The 16,663-nt window shown below is 71.6% G+C and carries 17 protein-coding genes; 8 read left to right on the forward strand and 9 right to left on the reverse strand.

The features are described 5' to 3' along the window. Window positions 1–14: 14 nt before the first annotated feature. Window positions 15–659, forward strand: coding sequence for a class I SAM-dependent methyltransferase (locus tag ACFWY5_RS49345; protein WP_379639101.1), 645 nt, complete (start codon window positions 15–17; stop codon window positions 657–659). Here ACFWY5_RS49345 and ACFWY5_RS49350 read toward each other — a convergent pair. Continuing rightward, complete coding sequence (locus ACFWY5_RS49350; RefSeq protein WP_379622891.1) at window positions 649–1,410, reverse strand: GNAT family N-acetyltransferase; 762 nt, start codon at window positions 1,408–1,410, stop codon at window positions 649–651. The genes ACFWY5_RS49345 and ACFWY5_RS49350 overlap by 11 nt on opposite strands. A 134-nt stretch (window positions 1,411–1,544) precedes the next feature. On the opposite strand from ACFWY5_RS49350, the gene ACFWY5_RS49355 reads away from it, so the two are divergent. Then, on the forward strand, window positions 1,545–2,951 hold the full coding sequence (locus tag ACFWY5_RS49355; RefSeq protein WP_379639102.1) for an MFS transporter: 1,407 nt from the start codon (window positions 1,545–1,547) through the stop codon (window positions 2,949–2,951). Here ACFWY5_RS49355 and ACFWY5_RS49360 read toward each other — a convergent pair. From ACFWY5_RS49360 to ACFWY5_RS49375, 4 genes are read right to left on the reverse strand one after another with little or no spacing between them, the layout of a single operon-like run. Further along, window positions 2,948–4,270, reverse strand: a complete 1,323-nt coding sequence (locus tag ACFWY5_RS49360; RefSeq protein ID WP_379639104.1) for an LLM class flavin-dependent oxidoreductase — start codon at window positions 4,268–4,270, stop codon at window positions 2,948–2,950. The two genes, ACFWY5_RS49355 and ACFWY5_RS49360, sit on opposite strands and share 4 nt — an antisense overlap. Continuing rightward, a complete protein-coding gene (locus ACFWY5_RS49365) occupies window positions 4,267–4,974 on the reverse strand; it encodes an ABC transporter ATP-binding protein (protein WP_379639105.1) in 708 nt (235 codons plus the stop codon). Before ACFWY5_RS49365 ends, ACFWY5_RS49360 begins: the two co-directional genes overlap by 4 nt. After that, on the reverse strand, window positions 4,950–5,771 hold the full coding sequence (locus ACFWY5_RS49370; RefSeq protein WP_379639106.1) for an ABC transporter permease: 822 nt from the start codon (window positions 5,769–5,771) through the stop codon (window positions 4,950–4,952). The genes ACFWY5_RS49365 and ACFWY5_RS49370 overlap by 25 nt, the downstream gene beginning before the upstream one ends. Beyond that, the gene (locus ACFWY5_RS49375; RefSeq protein ID WP_379639108.1) at window positions 5,771–6,799 is read right to left on the reverse strand and encodes an ABC transporter substrate-binding protein; all 1,029 of its coding nucleotides are present in this window, start codon (window positions 6,797–6,799) and stop codon (window positions 5,771–5,773) included. Before ACFWY5_RS49375 ends, ACFWY5_RS49370 begins: the two co-directional genes overlap by 1 nt. A gap of 217 nt (window positions 6,800–7,016) precedes the next feature. Between ACFWY5_RS49375 and ACFWY5_RS49380 the strand changes: the two genes are divergently transcribed. Continuing rightward, window positions 7,017–7,517: a GNAT family N-acetyltransferase gene (locus ACFWY5_RS49380; protein WP_379622879.1), complete on the forward strand. Its 501-nt coding sequence runs from the start codon at window positions 7,017–7,019 to the stop codon at window positions 7,515–7,517. Between the two features lie 3 nt (window positions 7,518–7,520). On the opposite strand, the gene ACFWY5_RS49385 is transcribed toward ACFWY5_RS49380, so the two are convergent. Further along, window positions 7,521–8,327, reverse strand: coding sequence for a glutamate ABC transporter substrate-binding protein (locus tag ACFWY5_RS49385; protein ID WP_379639109.1), 807 nt, complete (start codon window positions 8,325–8,327; stop codon window positions 7,521–7,523). An 82-nt stretch (window positions 8,328–8,409) separates the two neighbouring features. Next, a complete protein-coding gene (locus ACFWY5_RS49390; protein WP_379639110.1) occupies window positions 8,410–9,564 on the reverse strand; it encodes an Ig-like domain-containing protein in 1,155 nt (384 codons plus the stop codon). 205 nt (window positions 9,565–9,769) lie between these two features. On the opposite strand from ACFWY5_RS49390, the gene ACFWY5_RS49395 reads away from it, so the two are divergent. After that, entirely contained in the window at window positions 9,770–10,840 is a 1,071-nt protein-coding gene (locus tag ACFWY5_RS49395; protein WP_379639111.1) for an acyltransferase family protein, read from the forward strand. Here ACFWY5_RS49395 and ACFWY5_RS49400 read toward each other — a convergent pair. Then, on the reverse strand, window positions 10,773–13,022 hold the full coding sequence (locus ACFWY5_RS49400) for an ATP-dependent RecD-like DNA helicase (protein ID WP_379639112.1): 2,250 nt from the start codon (window positions 13,020–13,022) through the stop codon (window positions 10,773–10,775). The genes ACFWY5_RS49395 and ACFWY5_RS49400 overlap by 68 nt on opposite strands. A 189-nt stretch (window positions 13,023–13,211) precedes the next feature. On the opposite strand from ACFWY5_RS49400, the gene ACFWY5_RS49405 reads away from it, so the two are divergent. From ACFWY5_RS49405 to bla, 3 genes are all read left to right on the forward strand, one after another. Further along, on the forward strand, window positions 13,212–13,550 hold the full coding sequence (locus tag ACFWY5_RS49405) for a hypothetical protein (protein ID WP_379639114.1): 339 nt from the start codon (window positions 13,212–13,214) through the stop codon (window positions 13,548–13,550). A 13-nt stretch (window positions 13,551–13,563) separates the two neighbouring features. Further along, window positions 13,564–13,857, forward strand: a complete 294-nt coding sequence (locus ACFWY5_RS49410; RefSeq protein ID WP_379639115.1) for a hypothetical protein — start codon at window positions 13,564–13,566, stop codon at window positions 13,855–13,857. A 141-nt stretch (window positions 13,858–13,998) separates the two neighbouring features. Continuing rightward, on the forward strand, window positions 13,999–14,898 hold the full coding sequence (gene bla / locus ACFWY5_RS49415; RefSeq protein WP_379622865.1) for a class A beta-lactamase: 900 nt from the start codon (window positions 13,999–14,001) through the stop codon (window positions 14,896–14,898). A 4-nt stretch (window positions 14,899–14,902) separates the two neighbouring features. On the opposite strand, the gene ACFWY5_RS49420 is transcribed toward bla, so the two are convergent. Next, the gene (locus tag ACFWY5_RS49420) at window positions 14,903–16,060 is read right to left on the reverse strand and encodes an MFS transporter (RefSeq protein WP_379639116.1); all 1,158 of its coding nucleotides are present in this window, start codon (window positions 16,058–16,060) and stop codon (window positions 14,903–14,905) included. A gap of 20 nt (window positions 16,061–16,080) precedes the next feature. On the opposite strand from ACFWY5_RS49420, the gene ACFWY5_RS49425 reads away from it, so the two are divergent. Then, complete coding sequence (locus tag ACFWY5_RS49425) at window positions 16,081–16,656, forward strand: helix-turn-helix domain-containing protein (protein WP_379639117.1); 576 nt, start codon at window positions 16,081–16,083, stop codon at window positions 16,654–16,656. Window positions 16,657–16,663 lie beyond the last annotated feature (7 nt).

The following is a 16,663-nucleotide window of genomic DNA, read 5'->3' on the forward strand; positions in this document are numbered from 1 at the left end:
TAGGATGCACCCCCGTGATCGAAGCCGACTTCCTGACCCGCACCCGCACCTCCTCCGACGCCATCGCCGTCGGGTACGAGGAGCTGGCCCGTGACGAGATGGACCGCAAACCCCTCGACCGCGCCATGGCCGGCGCCTTCGCCGATCTCGTGCGCGGCCGGGGACCGGTGGCCGACGTGGGATGCGGTACCGGGAACCTCACCCGGTTCCTGCACGAGCGGGGCGTCGAGGTCTTCGGCGTGGACCTGTCGCCCGGCATGCTCGCCCTGGCCGCAAAGGCGCTGCCGGACGTGCGCTTCGTCGAGGGCTCCATGCTGGAGCTGCCGGTGCCGGATGAGTCCGTCGCGGGGCTGGCGGCCTGGTACTCCACCATCCACATCCCCGACGAGCTGCTGCCCCGGGCACTGGCGGAATTCCACCGGGTCCTGGCGCCCGGCGGATACGCGCTGCTGGCCTTCCAGGTCGGCGACGAGCCGCTGCACCTGAGCGACGCGCTCGGCCACCCGATCGACCTGCTCTTCCACCGCCGCCGCGCCGAGCAGATGGCGCGGCTGCTGCGCGCGGCCGGGCTGCCCACGCACGCCCGGCTGGAGCGCGAGCCGGAGGACGAGCGGGCGCCTCAGGCCTTCCTGCTGGCCAGGAAGGCGTTCACGGACTGAGGTAGGGCGTGGTCGTCGCCAGCGCCGCGAACCCCAGCCTGGCCAGGATGGGCCGGCTGGTCGGCGCCGCGTCGACCTGCAGGAAGTGGTACCCGCGCGCGGCCGCCAGCCGGGCGCGGTAGGCCACCAGCGCCCGGTACAGGCCCCGCCCGCGCCAGCTCTCGACGGTGCCGCCGCTCCACAGGCTGGCGAAGTCGGTACCCGGATGCAGCTGCATGCGCGCCGCGCTGACCGGCTGCCCGTCCGCCATCGCCACCACCGCCTCGACCTCCTGCGGCCGCTCGGCCAGCTGGGTCAGCAACTGGTGGCGCACCCGCGAGGAGTCCCCGCCGAAAGCCTGCTCGTGCACGGCGCTCATCAGCTCCACCCCGGCCGCGTCCCGCACCGGCCGCAGCTCCACCCCGCCCGGCACCTGCTCACTCAGGCTCAGCTCGCCGATGCGGCCCACCATGAGCGTCTCGGCCTCATCGGCGACGAACCCCGCCGCGTCCAGCCGCCGCGCGAGGTCTGCGGGGCGGTCGTGGCTGTAGAGCTTCCATTCGAAGGTACGGCCCAGCCCGCCGTAGAAGGCGAGCTGCTCGGCGATGACGGCGTCGGCCCCGGCGGCGTCCAGGTCGGACCACAGGATGCCGTTCCAGTCCTCGGGCCCGCCCACCTGGCGTACCACCGAGCCGGTCCACTCCACCCGGACGCCCGGGGCGTCGGGCCGCGCCTGCCGGCGCATCTGCAGGTCGAAAAGCGGCAACGTCACGCGCCCCACCCTAGTGCCCGATTCCTGCGCGATCACGACGGCGGTCTCCCCCGCGGGTTGAGGGTTGGCCGCCTGTCGGCCCTGCTGGAGGCGGGCCAGGGTTCCGGGAGGCGTTCAACGTAACGCTGGAAGACATGGATCTCGCACATCGGCGGACACTGGCGGCCGTCAGCGCCGCCCAGCTCCTCGTCGTCCTGGACGGCACCATCGTCAACATCGCCCTGCCCACCGCCCAGCAGGCGCTCGGCCTGACCGACGCCAACCGGCAATGGGCGATCACCGCCTACGCGCTGGCCTTCGGCGGGCTGCTGCTGATCGGCGGCCGGGTCAGCGGCGCGCTCGGGCACCGGCGCGCCTTCGTCATCGGCCTGGCCGGGTTCGCCGCCGCCTCGGCGCTGGGCGGGGCGGCCTCGGGCCCGGCCATGCTGTTCGCGGCGCGGGCGCTGCAAGGGGTCTTCGCCGCCCTGCTCGCGCCCGCCGGGCTGTCGCTGCTGGCGACCACGTTCACCGACCCGCGCGAGCGGGGGCGGGCCTTCGGCGCCTTCGCCGCGGTCGGCGCCGCCGGGTCGGCGATCGGCCTGGTGGCCGGCGGGCTGCTGACGGAGTACACGAGCTGGCGCTGGTGCCTGTACATCAACGTGCCGATCGCGCTGCTGGCCGCGGCGGCCATGGCCGGGACCGGCCGCGAGCGGCGCCCCGCGGCGCGCGGGCGGATGGACGTGCCGGGCGGGCTGCTGAGCGTGGCGGGGTTCGCCGCCCTGGTCTACGCCTTCAACGAGGCCGAACCGCTCGGCTGGGGCGCGCCCAGGGTGCTCGGGCTGCTGGCGGGCGGGATCGTGCTGCTGGCGGCGTTCGTCGTGGTGGAGACGCGGGCGCCCGAACCGCTGCTGCCGATGCGGGTGCTGCTGGACCGCGCGCGGGCCGGGGCGTTCGTGGCGATCACCCTGATGTTCGTGGCCATGTTCGGCTTCTACCTGTTCATGAGCTACTACACCCAGGCCACGCTCGGCTACACGCCCGTCCAGGCCGGGCTGGCGCTGATCGTCAACGCGGTCGCGGCCCTGGCCGGAGCCTCGCTCATCGCCGGGCGGCTGCACGGGCGGGTGCCGCCCGGGGTGCTGATCGTGGCGGGCCTGCTGGCGGCCGCCGCCGGGATGTTCGTGCTGACCCGGCTGGAGGCGGGCACCACGGGCGTGCTCGGCGGGTACCTGCTGCCGGCGCTCGTGCTCACCGGGCTCGGGCTCGGCTGCGTGCTGCCCCCGACCGCGGCGCTGGCCACGGCGGGACTGCGCGGGCACGACGTCGGCGCCGCCTCGGCCGCCTACAACGCCGCCCAGCAGGTGGGCGCGGCGCTCGGGGTCGCGCTGCTCAACACCGTGGCCGCCGCGCACACCGCCGCGGTGCCCGGGTACGTCGCCGCGCTGGGGCTGGCGCTGGCGATCTTGCTGGCCGCCGCCCTGCTCACGGCGCTGCTGCTGCGCCCGCGCCGGGCGCCGAGCCGTCCGGCCCCTGACCCGGACGGCTCGGCTCTGCGGCGCTAGGGCGCGGGCGCGTACCGGCCGGCCGGGCGGGGCAGGCCGTAGTGCTCGCGCAGCGTGGCGCCGCCGTACTCGCTCCTGAACAGCCCGCGCGAGCGCAGCAGGGGCAGGACGTGGTCGGCGAAGACCTCGAAACCGCCGTTGAGGTAGGGCGGCATGACGTTGAAGCCGTCGGCCGCCCCGCCGGTGAACCACTGCTCGATGCGGTCGGCGATCTGTTCCGGCGTGCCCGCGGTCACCCAGTGGCCGCGGGCGCCGGCCAGGCGGTGCAGGAGCTCGCGGATGGTGGGGTTCTCGCGCTCGATGATGTCGAGCACGACGCCGAAGCGGCTGCCGTAGCCGCGTTGCTCGTGGGTGGGCAGCTTCTCGCGCGGCACCGGCCCGTCCAGGTCGTGGCCCGCGAGGTCGATGCCGAGGAACTGGCGCAGCTGCCGCAGGGAGTACTCGGGCTGGGTGAGCTCGTTGAACTCCCGCTCCAGCGCTTGGGCCTCGGCCTCGGTGGAGCCGATGAACGGGCTGATGCCGGGCAGCACCTTGACCAGGTCGGGGTCGCGGCCGGCGGCCTTGACCCGGGACTTGACGTCGGCGTAGAAGTCGCGGGCGTTGTCCAACGTCTGGTGGGCGGTGAAGATCGCCTCGGCGTGGTGGGCGGCGAAGGCCTTGCCGTCCTCGCTGGAGCCGGCCTGGACGTAGACGGGGCGGCCCTGCGGGGTGCGCGGGGTGTTCAGCGGGCCGCGTACGCGCAGCCGTTCCCCCGCGTGCTCGATCGCGTGGATCTTGGCGGTGTCGGCGAAGACGCCGGAGGCCGGGTCGATGACCAGCGCGTCGTCCTCCCAGCTGTCCCACAGCGCGCTGACCACCTCCAGGAACTCGTGCGCCCGCGCGTAGCGCTCGGCGTGCACCGGATGCTCGTCCAGGCCGAAGTTCTGGGCGGCCTGCGGGGCGCCGGTGGTGACGATGTTCCAGCCGGCCCGCCCGCCCGACAGGTGGTCCAGCGAGGCGAACAGCCGGGCCAGGTTGTAGGGCTCCAGGTAGGTCGTGGAGGCGGTGGCGATGAGGCCGATGCGCTCGGTCACCGCCGCGATGGCCGACAGCCACGTGAACGGCTCCAGCCGGAAGCGGCTGGCGTAGCGCACGTTGTCGGGCAGCGAGGGCCCGTCGGCGAAGAAGACGGCGTCCATCTTGGCCTGCTCGGCGCGCTGGGCCAGCTCCTGGTAGTAGGTGATGTCCAGGACCCGCTCCGGCCTGGCCTCGCGGTGGCGCCAGGCGGCCTCGTGGTGGCCGCCCGGGTAGACGAACAGGTTCAGGTTGAGCTGTCTCATCGGGCCTGTCCCTTCACGCCGAGCGCGCGCAGCAGCTCGGACCTGATCTCGCTGTGGCTCCTGGAGCCGTCCAGGCGCTGCTCGGCGGCGATCCGGCCGCGGGTGAGCACCAGGATCCGGTCGGCCAGGGCGATGGCCTCGTCCACGTCGTGGGTCACCAGCAGGACGGCCGGGCGGTGCTGCTCGTACAGGCGGCGCAGCAGCGCGTGCATCTTCAGCCGGGTCAGCGCGTCCAGCGCGCCGAACGGCTCGTCGGCCAGCAGCAGGCGCGGCTCGCGCACCAGCGAGCGGGCCAGCGCGACCCGCTGCTGCTCGCCGCCGGACAGCTCGTTGGGCCAGGCGCGCTCGCGCCCGCCGAGCCCGACCTCCGCAAGGCCGGCGCGGCCCTTGGCCTCGGCCCCGTCCAGGCCCAGGATCACGTTGTCCAGCACCCGCTGCCAGGGCAGCAGGCGGGCGTCCTGGAAGACGACCGAGACCTGCTCGGGCACCTGCACGCGGCCGGTGCCTGCCACGTCGTAGTCGAGCCCGGCCAGGGCGCGCAGCAGCGTGCTCTTGCCCGAGCCGCTCTGGCCGAGCAGCGCGACGAACTGCCCTGCGGGGATCTCCAGGTCGAGGGCGTCCAGGATGACGCGCTCGCCGTAGGAGCGGGTCAGCCCCTCGATGCGTACGGCTGCCGCCGTCAGCCGGCCAGTGTCCGTCGCCATGACAGCGCCCTCCTTTCCACCAGGCGCACGGCGGCGTCGGAGAACAGGCCGAGCAGCCCGTACAGGACGATGCCGACGAGGATCACGTCGGTCTGGCCGTAGGTGCGGGCCAGGTCCATCATGTAGCCGATGCCGCTGGTGGAGTTGATCAGCTCGGCGACCACGAGGAACAGCCAGGCGGTGGTGACCGCGAAGCGCATGCCGAGCAGGAAGCCGGGCAGCGCGCCGGGCAGCACGACTTTGCGGATGAACGCGGCCCGGCCGAGTTCCACGGTTTCGGCCAGCTCGACGTAGCGGGCGTCGATGCCGCGCAGCCCGTTGTGGGTGTGGATGTAGATGGGGACGACGACGCCGAGCGCGATGACGGTGATCTTCATGCCTTCGCCGATGCCGAGCCACAGGATGAGCAGCGGCATCAGGGCCAGCGCGGGTACGGCGCGTTTGATCTGGACGGGCCCGTCGATGAGGGCCTCGCCCCAGCGGCTCAGGCCGGAGGCGAGGGCGAGCAGGGTGCCGGCGGGGATGCCGAAGGCCAGGCCGAGCCCGACCCGCTGGACGGAGGACAGGAGGTTGTCCTGCAGCCGGCCGCTGGCGATGAGCTCGCCGGTGGTGGTCACGACGGTCCAGGGGGCCGGCAGGAAGCGGGGGTCGAGCAGGCCGGTGGCCGAGCCGGCCGCCCAGGCGGCCACCAGCAGGAGCGGGCCGTACAGGAAGCCGAGGCGCAGGGGGCGGCCGGGGCGCAGGCTGCGGCGGGCGCGGGCCTGGACGAGGGTGTCGGGCGGGGTGGCGAGGAGCATCAGGCACCGTCCCTGACGGTCTGGAAGCGCAGGTCGTAGAGGTCGGCGGCCTTCAGCGGCCGGTTGCCGGTCTCGGCGGCCAGGATCTCGATGGTCTCCTGGTGGCGGGCGACGGCCTGGCTCCAGTCGGTGGGCAGGTCGGGTTCGCCGGCCAGGTCGACCAGGTACCGGCCGTCTTCCGGGGTGAGTCCCTGGTCCTTGACGTAGTAGCCGGCGATCCACTCCTCGGGGTGCTCGTAGACCCAGCGGGAGGCGCGGATCCAGGCCGCGACGTACTCGCGCAGCGCCGCCGCCTTGGCCGGGTCTTTCAGGGTTTCGGTGCGCACGTACAGGTGGCTGGGGTCGTCGCGCAGCTCGTGGCGGAGGGTGGTGGCGCCGTCCTTGCCGAACTTGGCCGTGTAGCGCTTGATGTTGACGCCGCCGATGGGCGCGACGTCGACCTGCTTACTGGCCAGGGCGTTGGGGTAGACGTCGCCGGTGCTGGGCAACTCGACGAGGGTGACGTCCCTTTTGGTGAGGCCGGCCTTCTTCAGCACCTTGAGCACCAGCGCGCCCTGGGCCTGGCCGGGGCTGTAGGCGATCTTCTTGCCGCGCAGGTCCGCCAGGGTCTTGACGGGTACGCCGGGGGCGATGCCGAGCTCGTAGGTGGGGTGGGCGAGCGGGTCCTTCCTGAACCGCGAGGCGATGATCTTCACGGGGAGCCCGGTCCAGGTGGCGTGGATGGCCGGGATCTCGGCGACCGCGCCCACGTCGAGGGCGTCGGCGCGGAAGGCCTCGGAGGTCTGCGGGCCGCCGCTGAGGTTGGCCCATTCGATCGGGAAGGAGAACGTGCCGATCTCGCCGGACAACTCCAGCGCGATCTTGGTCGCCGGGTCGCCGATGATCAGCTTGGTTCCCTGGGGCACGGTGGTGGGCAGCGGCGCGTCGGGGGCGAGGGCCTGCTGGGTGCTGCCGTCCGCCTGGCCGCAGGCGGCCAGAAGCACGGAGACGAGGAGTACGGCCAGCAGAGGGCGGGGATGTGCGGGCATGCGGAATCGTCCTTCGACGGAAGAGCAGACAGACGGGTTGCGGCATGCGGCGGATCGGGTCCGGCGCTAGGACCGGCGACACTGTGCGCTGGCGACGCGGCAGTAGTCGATGTGCGCGCGACGGGTCAGGCCTGGACTCACGATCTTCACGATAGGCGGGCCCGCCCATAATGGCAATATTTCCTACCTGATTTCTAGGAAATATACGCTGACGTCCATGAAGATCAGGACAGGCGGGCCACGGGACGTGGCGGCGGTACTCGGGATGTTCGACAGCGCGGTGGCCTGGCTGGTGGCCCAGGGGCGTGCCGGCCAATGGGGCAGCGAGCCGTTCAGCGCCAACCCCCTGCGCCACGAGCAGGTGCGCGGGTGGGCCGAGGGCGAGGGGATGCGGATCGCGGAGGTGGAGGGCGAGCCGGCCGGGTGCGTGGTGGTCGGCGCGGCCAACCCGTACGTGGACGCGGCTCCCGAGCCGGAGCTGTACGTGCAGGCCTTGGTGATCGACCGGCGCTTCTCCGGTCACGGGGTGGGCCGGGCGCTGCTGGACCGGTCGCTGCGCGAGGCCCGCGAACGGCAGGTGAAACTGCTGCGCGTGGACTGCTATGCCGGTGACGACGGCCGGTTGATCGCCTACTACGAGCGCTGGGGCTTCACCCGGGAGAAGCCGATCAGCGTGGGCGCCTGGCCGGGCATGGTCCTGCGCCGCGAGGTCGCCTGAGACTCACTCGCACCCTTCGAACTGCGGCACCGAGGTGGTCAGCCGCAGGCCCGTCGAACCGAAGCGCGCCCGCAGGAGCGTGGCCGCCGCGCCGCTCTGGTACATGGCGGTCAGGGCCCGGTTGACCTCCTCGCACCCGGCCACGTCGCCGCGCGGCAGCGCGATGCCGTAGCGCTCCTCGGTGAAGGGCGCGTTCACGATGGCGAACGCGCCCTTGTCGGCGGCGGCGAAGCCCGCGAGGATCAGGTCCCCGGTGGAGACGGCGTCCACCCGGCCCGCGCGCAGCATCTCCACGCACGCGCTGTAGGTGGCGGCCGGGACGAGGCCGGCCATCACCCGGCGCCCCTCGACGATGCGCGAGGCCGAGATCGACCCCTTGGCCTGGCACAGCCTGCGCCCGCGCAGGTCACGCACCCCGCGGATGTCCGTGGTCCGCGCGCGCACGAGGATGTCCTGGTGGGAGACGTAGTACGGCCCGGCGAAGGTCACCTCGGCCTTGCGCTGCGGGCTGATGGAGAAGGTGGCGATCACCATGTCCACCTCGCCGGAGTTCAGCTTGTCCTCGCGCCCCTCGGAGGTGGTCGGGACGAAGGTGACCTTCTTCCCCAGATGGGCCGCCACGTAGGAGGCCACATCCACGTCGAACCCCTCGAACCTGCCGCCCGCCGTCTTGAACCCGAGGCCGGGCTGGTCCGGTTTCACCGCGACGACCAGCTCGTCCTTGTCCAGGATCGACGCCGGGCCGCCCGTCTGCGTCCCGCATCCGGCCACTGTCAGCGCCGCGGCGAGCAGGACGATCTTGCCTCTCATCTCACCGGAGCGTAGGCACCGGCCGTGAACGCCGCGTGAACGCCCGGTGGCGCCTACGGCACCGCTGCGGGTATGGCGGCGATCACGCCTTGCCGTGCAGGGCGCTGCCCTTCTTCCACTGCTTGAACGACATCTGCCAGTAGCCCCAGCCGTTGTTCCACTCCAGCTGGCGGTTGGTGCCGACGATGTCGACGACGTCACCGCGCTGCATCTTGTCGTGGAACCACCTGGCCTGGTCGGGCCGGGAGTTGATGCAGCCGTGGCTGACGTTGCGCACGCCCTGCGCCCAGACGTTGTTCTTGGCGTGGACGTACTCGCCGGAGTTGGAGATGCGCACCGCGTGGTTGATCATCACGTCGTAGTAGCCCGGGTCGCCCTTCTTGCGGCCGGGGGAGATCATGCGCACCGGATTGCCACGCTCCATCGTCAGATGGATGCCCGAGGTGGTCGTGTACTCGCGGGTGGTGGCCATGCCGGCGCTGATGCGCATGGTCTGCTTGCGCTTGCCGTCGACGTAGACGTACATCATCTTCTTGCGGGTGTCGATCTTGCTGATCTGCTTGGCGCCGATCCGCAGCGTGGTCTCGTGGTCCTTGCCGCCGTACAGGCCCTTGCCGCCCTTGATGCCCTCGATGTCGGCGTGGAACGTGATCTTCTGGTGCGCCGGCCAGTACTTGGCGGTGCGGTAGATCACGTAGGTGTCGTCGATCCAGCGCCAGGCGCCCTCGACGGGCTTTTCCGCCTCGACCTTCAGCGCGGCCTCGACGCTCGCCTTGTCCTTGATCGGCTGGTCGAAGCGGACCATGATCGGCGCCCCCACGCCGATCTTCTCGCCCTTGGCGTTGGGCGTGACGTCCACGACCTTGAACACCCGCTCCGGCTTCAGCGTCTTGAACGCGCTGGCGGCCTGCGTGGCCCCCGACTTGGCGGTGACGTTGTAGTCGGTGGACGGCTTGAGCGGGCTCTTGGACACCCAGCGCGTCTTGTCGGCGCTGAACTTGCCCTCGACCTGCTCGGTCCCGGCCTGCACCACGACCTCGTCCAGCACGCCGCCGGCCGCCTCGACGACGACCTTCTTGTCCGGGCTCACCTTGGCGCTGCCCTGCTCGGGCGTGATCTTGATGACCGGCGCCTGCGGCGTCGTCGCCGCCTGACCGGGCTTGCCCTCCTGTCCCGGGCCGGCGGGAGCGCCCCCCGAACACGACACCGTCAACGCGGCGGCTGCCAGCAGCGCCACGCCCGCCGCGGGTCTCCTCCAACCGGGCACAGTACTCACAACGGACCTCTCCCCCATTTACCTAAAACAACTCTCAAAACCTTAATGCTCCTGCATGTATGACGCAGATTCATTCGGGAGAGTTCGGTCACATTTCGATCACTCAGTGACGTCAAGCGCAGGTCAAGAACAGGTCAAGCCCGCTGGTACGACGTAGCCTGGCCGGATGCTCTCCCCCGGACCGCAAAGGATTGGCAAACGGCTCGCCTGGCTCGACGCGCTGCGCGGGCTGGCCGCCGTCCTGGTGGTCTACGAACACGCCGTCGCCGGCCTGTCGCCCTCCGTGCACGCCGTCAGCGGCGCATGGTTCGCCGCCGGCTGGTGCGGCGTCATGGTGTTCTTCCTGGCCAGCGGCTACATCGTGCCCGCCTCGCTGGAACGCCGCGGCGAGGTGCGCGCGTTCTGGATCGGCCGTGCCTTCCGCCTCTACCCGCTGTGGGCGCTGTGCATGGCCGGCGCCCTGCTCCTCCTGCCCGTCACCGGCTCCCCGCTGGCCCACCTCAGCATGCTGCAGGACCTGCTCGGCACCCCGAGCGCGGTCAGCGTGCTCTGGACGCTCTCCTACGAGATGGCCTTCTACCTGCTGGTCACCGCCCTGTTCACGCTCGGCGCGCACCGGCGCAGCGCCGAGATCGCGCTGGGGCTGGCCGCCGTCGCGCTGGCCGGCGCCGCGCTGCTGCCCACCGGCGCCCTCACGGGCGCCTCCCTGCTCGCGCTGGCCGTCATCGCCGCGGGCCTGGCCGCCGTCCTGGGCGGCGATGGTCCGGTACGGCAGGCCGGCGCGGCCGTCCTCCTCGTCGCGGTCACCGCCCTGCTGGCCTTCAACGGCCGGTTGCCCGCCTGGCAGAGCCTCATCGTCGTGGCCACGATGTTCTCCGGAACCGCCCTTTACCGCGCCGAGCAGGGGCAGATCACCTGGGCTCGGGCGTGCATCGTGCTGGCCGTACCGGTCGTCGGGGTGCTGTTGTCGCCGGGCACCAATCTCAAGACCGCCTTCGTGGCCGCCTGGGCGATCTTCCTGGCCGGGATGGCGCTGCGCGGGCGGGGCGTGCCGTACGTGCTGAGCTGGCTTGGACTGGTCAGTTACTCGGTCTACCTGCTGCACCCGCTGCTGCTGCGGGTGATGCCGGCGCTGTGGGCGGTGCCGGCCACGTTCGCGCTCAGCGCGCTCACCTGGCGCTGGGTGGAAGCGCCCGCCCAGCGTCTGGGCCGGCGGCTGGTGACAGCCGATGGGTGAGCCCGGTGTGGCGCCGGCCCGCGCCGCGGGTACGCACCGCCTGGGCCAGCGCCCGGCGTGAGCCCACGATGACCACGAGCTTCTTGGCCCGGGTGATGGCGGTGTAGAGCAGGTTGCGCTGCAACATCATCCACGCGCTGGTCGCCAGCGGCACCACCACGCACGGGTACTCGCTGCCCTGCGAGCGGTGGATGGAGACCGCGTAGGCGTGGGCGAGCTCGTCCAGCTCGTCGAAGGAGTAGTCGACGCTCTCGTCCTCGTCGGTGAGCACGCTCAGCTGATGCTCATCCGGCGAGATCGCCTCCACGATGCCGACCGTGCCGTTGAACACCCCCGCGGCGCCCTTGTCGTAGTTGTTGCGCAACTGGGTGACCTTGTCGCCGACGCGGAAGACCCGGCCGCCGTAACGGCGTTCGGGCAGGTCCTCGCGCGAGGGCGTCAGCGCCTCCTGCAGGGCGATGTTGAGCGCGCCCGCGCCGGCGGCGCCGCGGTGCATGGGCGCCAGGACCTGCACGTCGCGGCGCGGGTTGAGGCCGAACTTGCGCGGGATGCGCCGGGCCACCACGTCCACGGTGAGCTGGGCGATCTCCTCGGGCTCCTCGCAGGGGAACAGGAAGAAGTCCTTCATGCCCTCCAGGACCGGGTGCCGGCCGGAGTTGACCCGGTGGGCGTTGACGACCACGCCGGACTCGGCGGCCTGGCGGAAGATCTGCGTCAGCCGTACGCGCGGGATGTCGTCGGCGGCGAGCAGGTCCTTGAGCACCTCGCCCGCGCCGACCGAGGGCAACTGGTCCACGTCGCCGACGAACAGCAGGTGCGCGCCCGGCGCGATCGCCTTGACGAGCTTGTTGGCCAGCAGCAGGTCCAGCATCGAGGCCTCGTCGACCACCACCAGGTCCGCGTCGAGCGGGTTGTCGCGGTCATAGGTGGCCTCGCCGCCCGGACGCAGTTGCAGCAGCCGGTGGACGGTGGTGGCCTCGTGGCCGGTCAGTTCGGCCAGGCGCTTGGCGGCGCGGCCGGTCGGGGCGGCCAGGATGACGCGGGCGCGCTTGGCCCGCGCCAGCAGCACGATGGAGCGCACGGTGAAGCTCTTGCCGCAGCCGGGGCCGCCGGTCAGCACCGCGACCTTCTCCGTCAGCGCCAGCCGTACCGCCTGACGTTGCTCGGCGGCCAGCTCCGCGCCGGTCTGGCCGTGCAGCCACTGCTCGGCGCGTTCCCAGTCGACGTCGGCGAAGGTCTTGAGCCGGTCGTGGCCGCCCCGCAGCAGCGAGGTCAGGCCGCCGGCCAGGGACAGCTCGGCGCGGTGGAAGGGCACCAGGTAGATCGCCGGGACGGTGTTGTCGCCGGCCGGGATCTCCTCGCGCACCACCTCCTCGGCGGCCACCGACTCCTCCAGGCAGGCGGCGACCAGCTCGGCGGGCACGTCGAGGATCTTGACGGCGTCGCCGACGAGGTTGGGGGCGGGCAGGTAACAGTGCCCGTCGTCGGCGGCCTGGGACAGGGTGTAGCGCAGGCCCGCCTTGACGCGTTCCGGGCTGTCGTGGGGGATGCCGACCGCCTGCGCGATGGTGTCGGCAGTCTTGAACCCGATGCCCCACACATCATCCGCCAACCGATACGGCTGACTCTTCACCACTTCCACCGATTTATCGCCATATTGCTTGAAGATGCGGACGGCGATCGAGGTGGAGACCCCGACTCCCTGCAGGAAGATCATCACTTCCTTGATGACCTTCTGCTCCTCCCAGGCGGCGCCGATCATCTTGGTCCGCTTGGGCCCGAGCCCCGGCACCTCGACCAGCCGCTCCGGCTCGTTCTCGATCACGTCCAGCGTGCCGGTGCCGAAGTGCCCGACGATCCGCTCGGCCATCTTGGGCCCGATCCCCTTGATCAGCCCGGACCCCAGATACCGCTGGATCCCCTGGATCGTGGCCGGCAGGACCGTACTGTAGGACCAGACCTCGAACTGCTTGCCGTAGCGCGGATGCGACGTCCACCGCCCGGTCAGCCGCAGCGACTCCCCGACCTGCGCCCCCAGCAGCGGCCCCACCACGGTCAGCAACTCACTGCCCGACCGCTCGGTCGCCACCCGCGCGATGGTGTAGCCCGTTTCCTCATTCGCATATGTCACCCTTTCCAGCACGGCTTCAAGGACGCTGCCGGGCGGACGATCAGGTGCCATGCGGGTATTCTGCCGCAGCCCCACCCCTCCCCGCCGCGCCCCCGCACCCGCCGGGCGCACACCTGAGCATCGCCCACTACATCGGGTCTCAGCGGATCCTCAACAGGTTCCCAACATCGGCCGCCCTACCTTCGCTCCATCAACGGAGAGGAAGGCGACATGAGAGTGGGCGACATGAGAGTGGGCGACATGAGAGTGAAGGTGTTCGGGTCGCTCGCGGCCACCTCCATCGCCGTGGGACTGCTCGCCGGCGTGCCGGCGCACGCCGCGGGCGTCTCTGGCGCGGGATCCGCCGCGACGCAAGCCGCCACGGCGGTGCTGGGTACGGCCCCGGCCTGCGTCGCGCGCTACGTCAGCCAGGCCCAGAAAGCGATCATCCTGCGCAACACGTGCAAGAAGAAGATGTGGGTCAAGGTGATCATCAAGCGCGGCCCCGACAGCCCCTGCTTCGGCACGGGCAAGGGCAGCATCAGGGCCTGGAAGTGGGGCACGCCGCTGTCCGGCTACGACAAGACCGTCACCTGCTGAAATGGGGGAAGTCATGAACAGAAGGTTCCGCATCGGCGCGGCCGCGTTCGTCGCCGTCGCCGCCCTCGGGCTCAGCGCGCCCGCGGCGGTCCAGGCCGCTCCGCAGCCGGCGGCCGCGGCCGCGGCCTCCGTCCAGATGGCCCGCTGGGTCACCTACGGGCACTACCCGACGAAGTGGCAGTGCAAGGCCGCCGGGAAGTTCTACACGACCGGCAAGAAGCTCGCCAAGGAGTACCGGTGCGTGCGGAAGGTCAAGATCGGTCCCTTCAAGACCTACCGTCTTGATCTGCTGATCACCTGGCTCTGATCTTGCCGGCGCGCCCCATGGACCTGTGGTGATATCTCACTGGATATGGGCGCGCCGACGATATCGCTATTGGACAGGGCGACGCCTTGCCTGTTTGGCTCCTGCCGTTCAGTCAAGCGATCAGCAAGGAAATAACGCCCTATGCGCATCACTCGTATCCCAGCCGGTCTCGCGTTGGCCGCCGCGCTCCTGGTCGGCGGTGTGACGACGGCGCCGGCCGTACAGGCGAAGCAGTCGCCGGAGGCCACCGCGCGCAAGGAACTGCGCGCGCTTGAGGTGGCCTTCGGCGGCCGCATCGGCGCCTATGCGATCGACACGGGCAGCGGCGAGACGTTCGGGTACCGGGCGGGTGAGAAGTTCCCGCTGCTGTCGACGTTCAAGGCGCCGTTGTGCGGGGCGGCGCTGCACCGGGCGCGTACGGTCGAACCCGGGCTGATGGAGAAGGTGGTGAAGTGGACGAAGGCGGATCTGAAGCCCAACTCCCCCACCACCGAGAAGCATGTCGAGGACGGGCTGACGGTCGCGCAGCTGTGCGAGGCGACCATCACGCTGAGCGACAACACCGCCGGCAACATGGTGCTCAAGCAGATCGGCGGCCCGTCCGGCATGACCCGGTACTTCCGCACGCTGAAGGACCCGATCTCCCGCCTGGACCGCTGGGAGACCGAGCTCAACGACTGGAACCCGAAGGAGCGGCGCGACACCACCACGCCCGCGGCCATCTCGCGCGACATGGTCAAGCTCACCGCGGGCAAGGCGCTGCACCCCAAGGACCGCGAGCGGCTGAACGGCTGGCTGATCGCGAGCAAGACCGGTGACGAGCGCATCCGCGCGGGCCTGCCGAAGACCTGGCTCGTCGGCGACAAGACCGGCACCAACACCGAGATCGGCGCCGGCAACGACATCGCGGTCGCCTGGCCGGGCAAGTCGGGCGCGCCGATCATCATCTCCGTCTACACCAACCGCGACCAGCCCTCGGTCGACAACACGGTGATCGCGAAGACCGCGACCATCCTGGCCCGCGCGCTGGGCAGGCTCTGACCGCTCACGTGCCGGGGTCGCCCGGCAGGAGTGTGGCCAGGGCGGCCGCGCAGAAGAGCGCGGCCAGGATCGCCCACGTCAGCCCGCCCAGGGCCTGCAGCAGGCCGGTGACCAGGAGCGGGCCGAGCACGTAGCGGCCGAAGGAGCGGCCCATGCCGAACGCGGCGAGGTACTCCGCGCGCCGTTCGCCGGGGGCCAGCGCGTACGACAGGGTCCAGGCCGCGGCCACCACCGCGATCTCGCCGAACGTCAGCACCACGATCGCCACCGGAAACCAGGACGCCCAGAACGCCAGGCAGGCGGCGGCCAGCGCGACGGCGCCCGCCACCTGGCAGCGCCTGGCCGCCTTGACCGAGGCGGTGAACCGGGCCGAAGGCACCATGAGCGCCACGCCCAGCACCGTGTTGATCGCGTACAGCGGCCCGATCCAGGCCCGCGGCACCTGCCCGTCGGCGATCAGCCACAGCGGGAATCCCAGGTTCAGCACCGGCAGCCACAGTTGCAGCAGCGTGTCGATGCCGGCGAAGGCCAGCAACCGGCGCTCGCGCAGAGCGCGCGAGCGCCGGACGGGCGAGGGGCCGGGCGCGGTCGCGGGGGCGCCGCGCCGGCCGATCGTGCGGACCAGCAGCCCGGTCAGCAGGTACGCCGCCGCGTTGACCAGCAAGATCACCTGAAAGGCGGAGCGCCCGGAGGCTCCGGTCAGCAGCCCGCCGAGCGGCCCGCCGACGCTGATTCCGATGTTGGCGATCGTGCGGTAGGCGGCCATGACGCGGCCCCGCCGTTCCTCCCCGGCCAGCTCGGCCACGAACGCCTGGGTCAGCGCCGCGATCGACTGGTCGGCCACGGTCACCGCGGTCACGGCGGCCAGGAATCCCCAGAACTCCCCCACGACCGCGTAGGCGGCGGTGCCGCCGGCCCGCACCAGGTGCAGCGCCACCAGCATGCGGCGTACCCCGACCCGGTCGGCCAGCCGTCCGAGCGGCGTCGCCCCGGCCATGGCCACGCATCCGGCCGCCCCCATGCCGAGGCCGACCTGGGCGATGGTCAGGCCGACGAGCTGGGTGAAGTACACGGCGGAGAAGGCCAGGAACAACCCGGCGCCCAGGTAGTCGACCAGCCCCGACACGAGTAACCGGCGGATGGATGCACTATATTGCGCCATAGACGCAATATACTGTGTGCATGGATCCCGCAGAGCCGGTCGGCCGCGCGCTCGCCGCCAACCTCCGCGCCGCCCGGCAGGCCCGCGGCTGGCGCCTGGAGGACCTGGCCGCACGTTCGGGGGTCAGCCGCGGCATGCTCCAGCAGATCGAGACCGGCCGGACCAATCCGAGCATCGCCACCCTCGCCCGGATCTGTTCCACGCTGGGCGTCTCCATCGGCCGCCTCGTCGAGCCGCCGGAGGAACTGGGCCATGTGGTGCGCGCCGCCGAGGTGGCGATCCGCCCCGCCGGAGCGGGCGGGCAGGCGCGGCTGCTCATCAACGACGGGCGGGCCGAGCTGTGGGACTTCCTCATCGCGCCGGGCGAGGAGGTGCGCTCGCCCGGCCATCCCGAGGGCACCGGCGAGCTCCTGCACGTCAACACGGGTGAGCTGGCGGTGACGGTGGGCGGAGCGGCGTTCTCGCTCGGGCCCGGCGACGCGCTGCGGATGCGCGGGGACCGGCCGCACGTCTACGCCAACCCGGGCGCCGAACCGGTCCGCTTCACGATGACGGTCATCTACGGCGGCAGGCAGGACCCCCGATATGCCATGTGATGATCGG

Source organism: Nonomuraea sp. NPDC059007 (assembly GCF_042740555.1).
Classification (GTDB): domain Bacteria; phylum Actinomycetota; class Actinomycetes; order Streptosporangiales; family Streptosporangiaceae; genus Nonomuraea.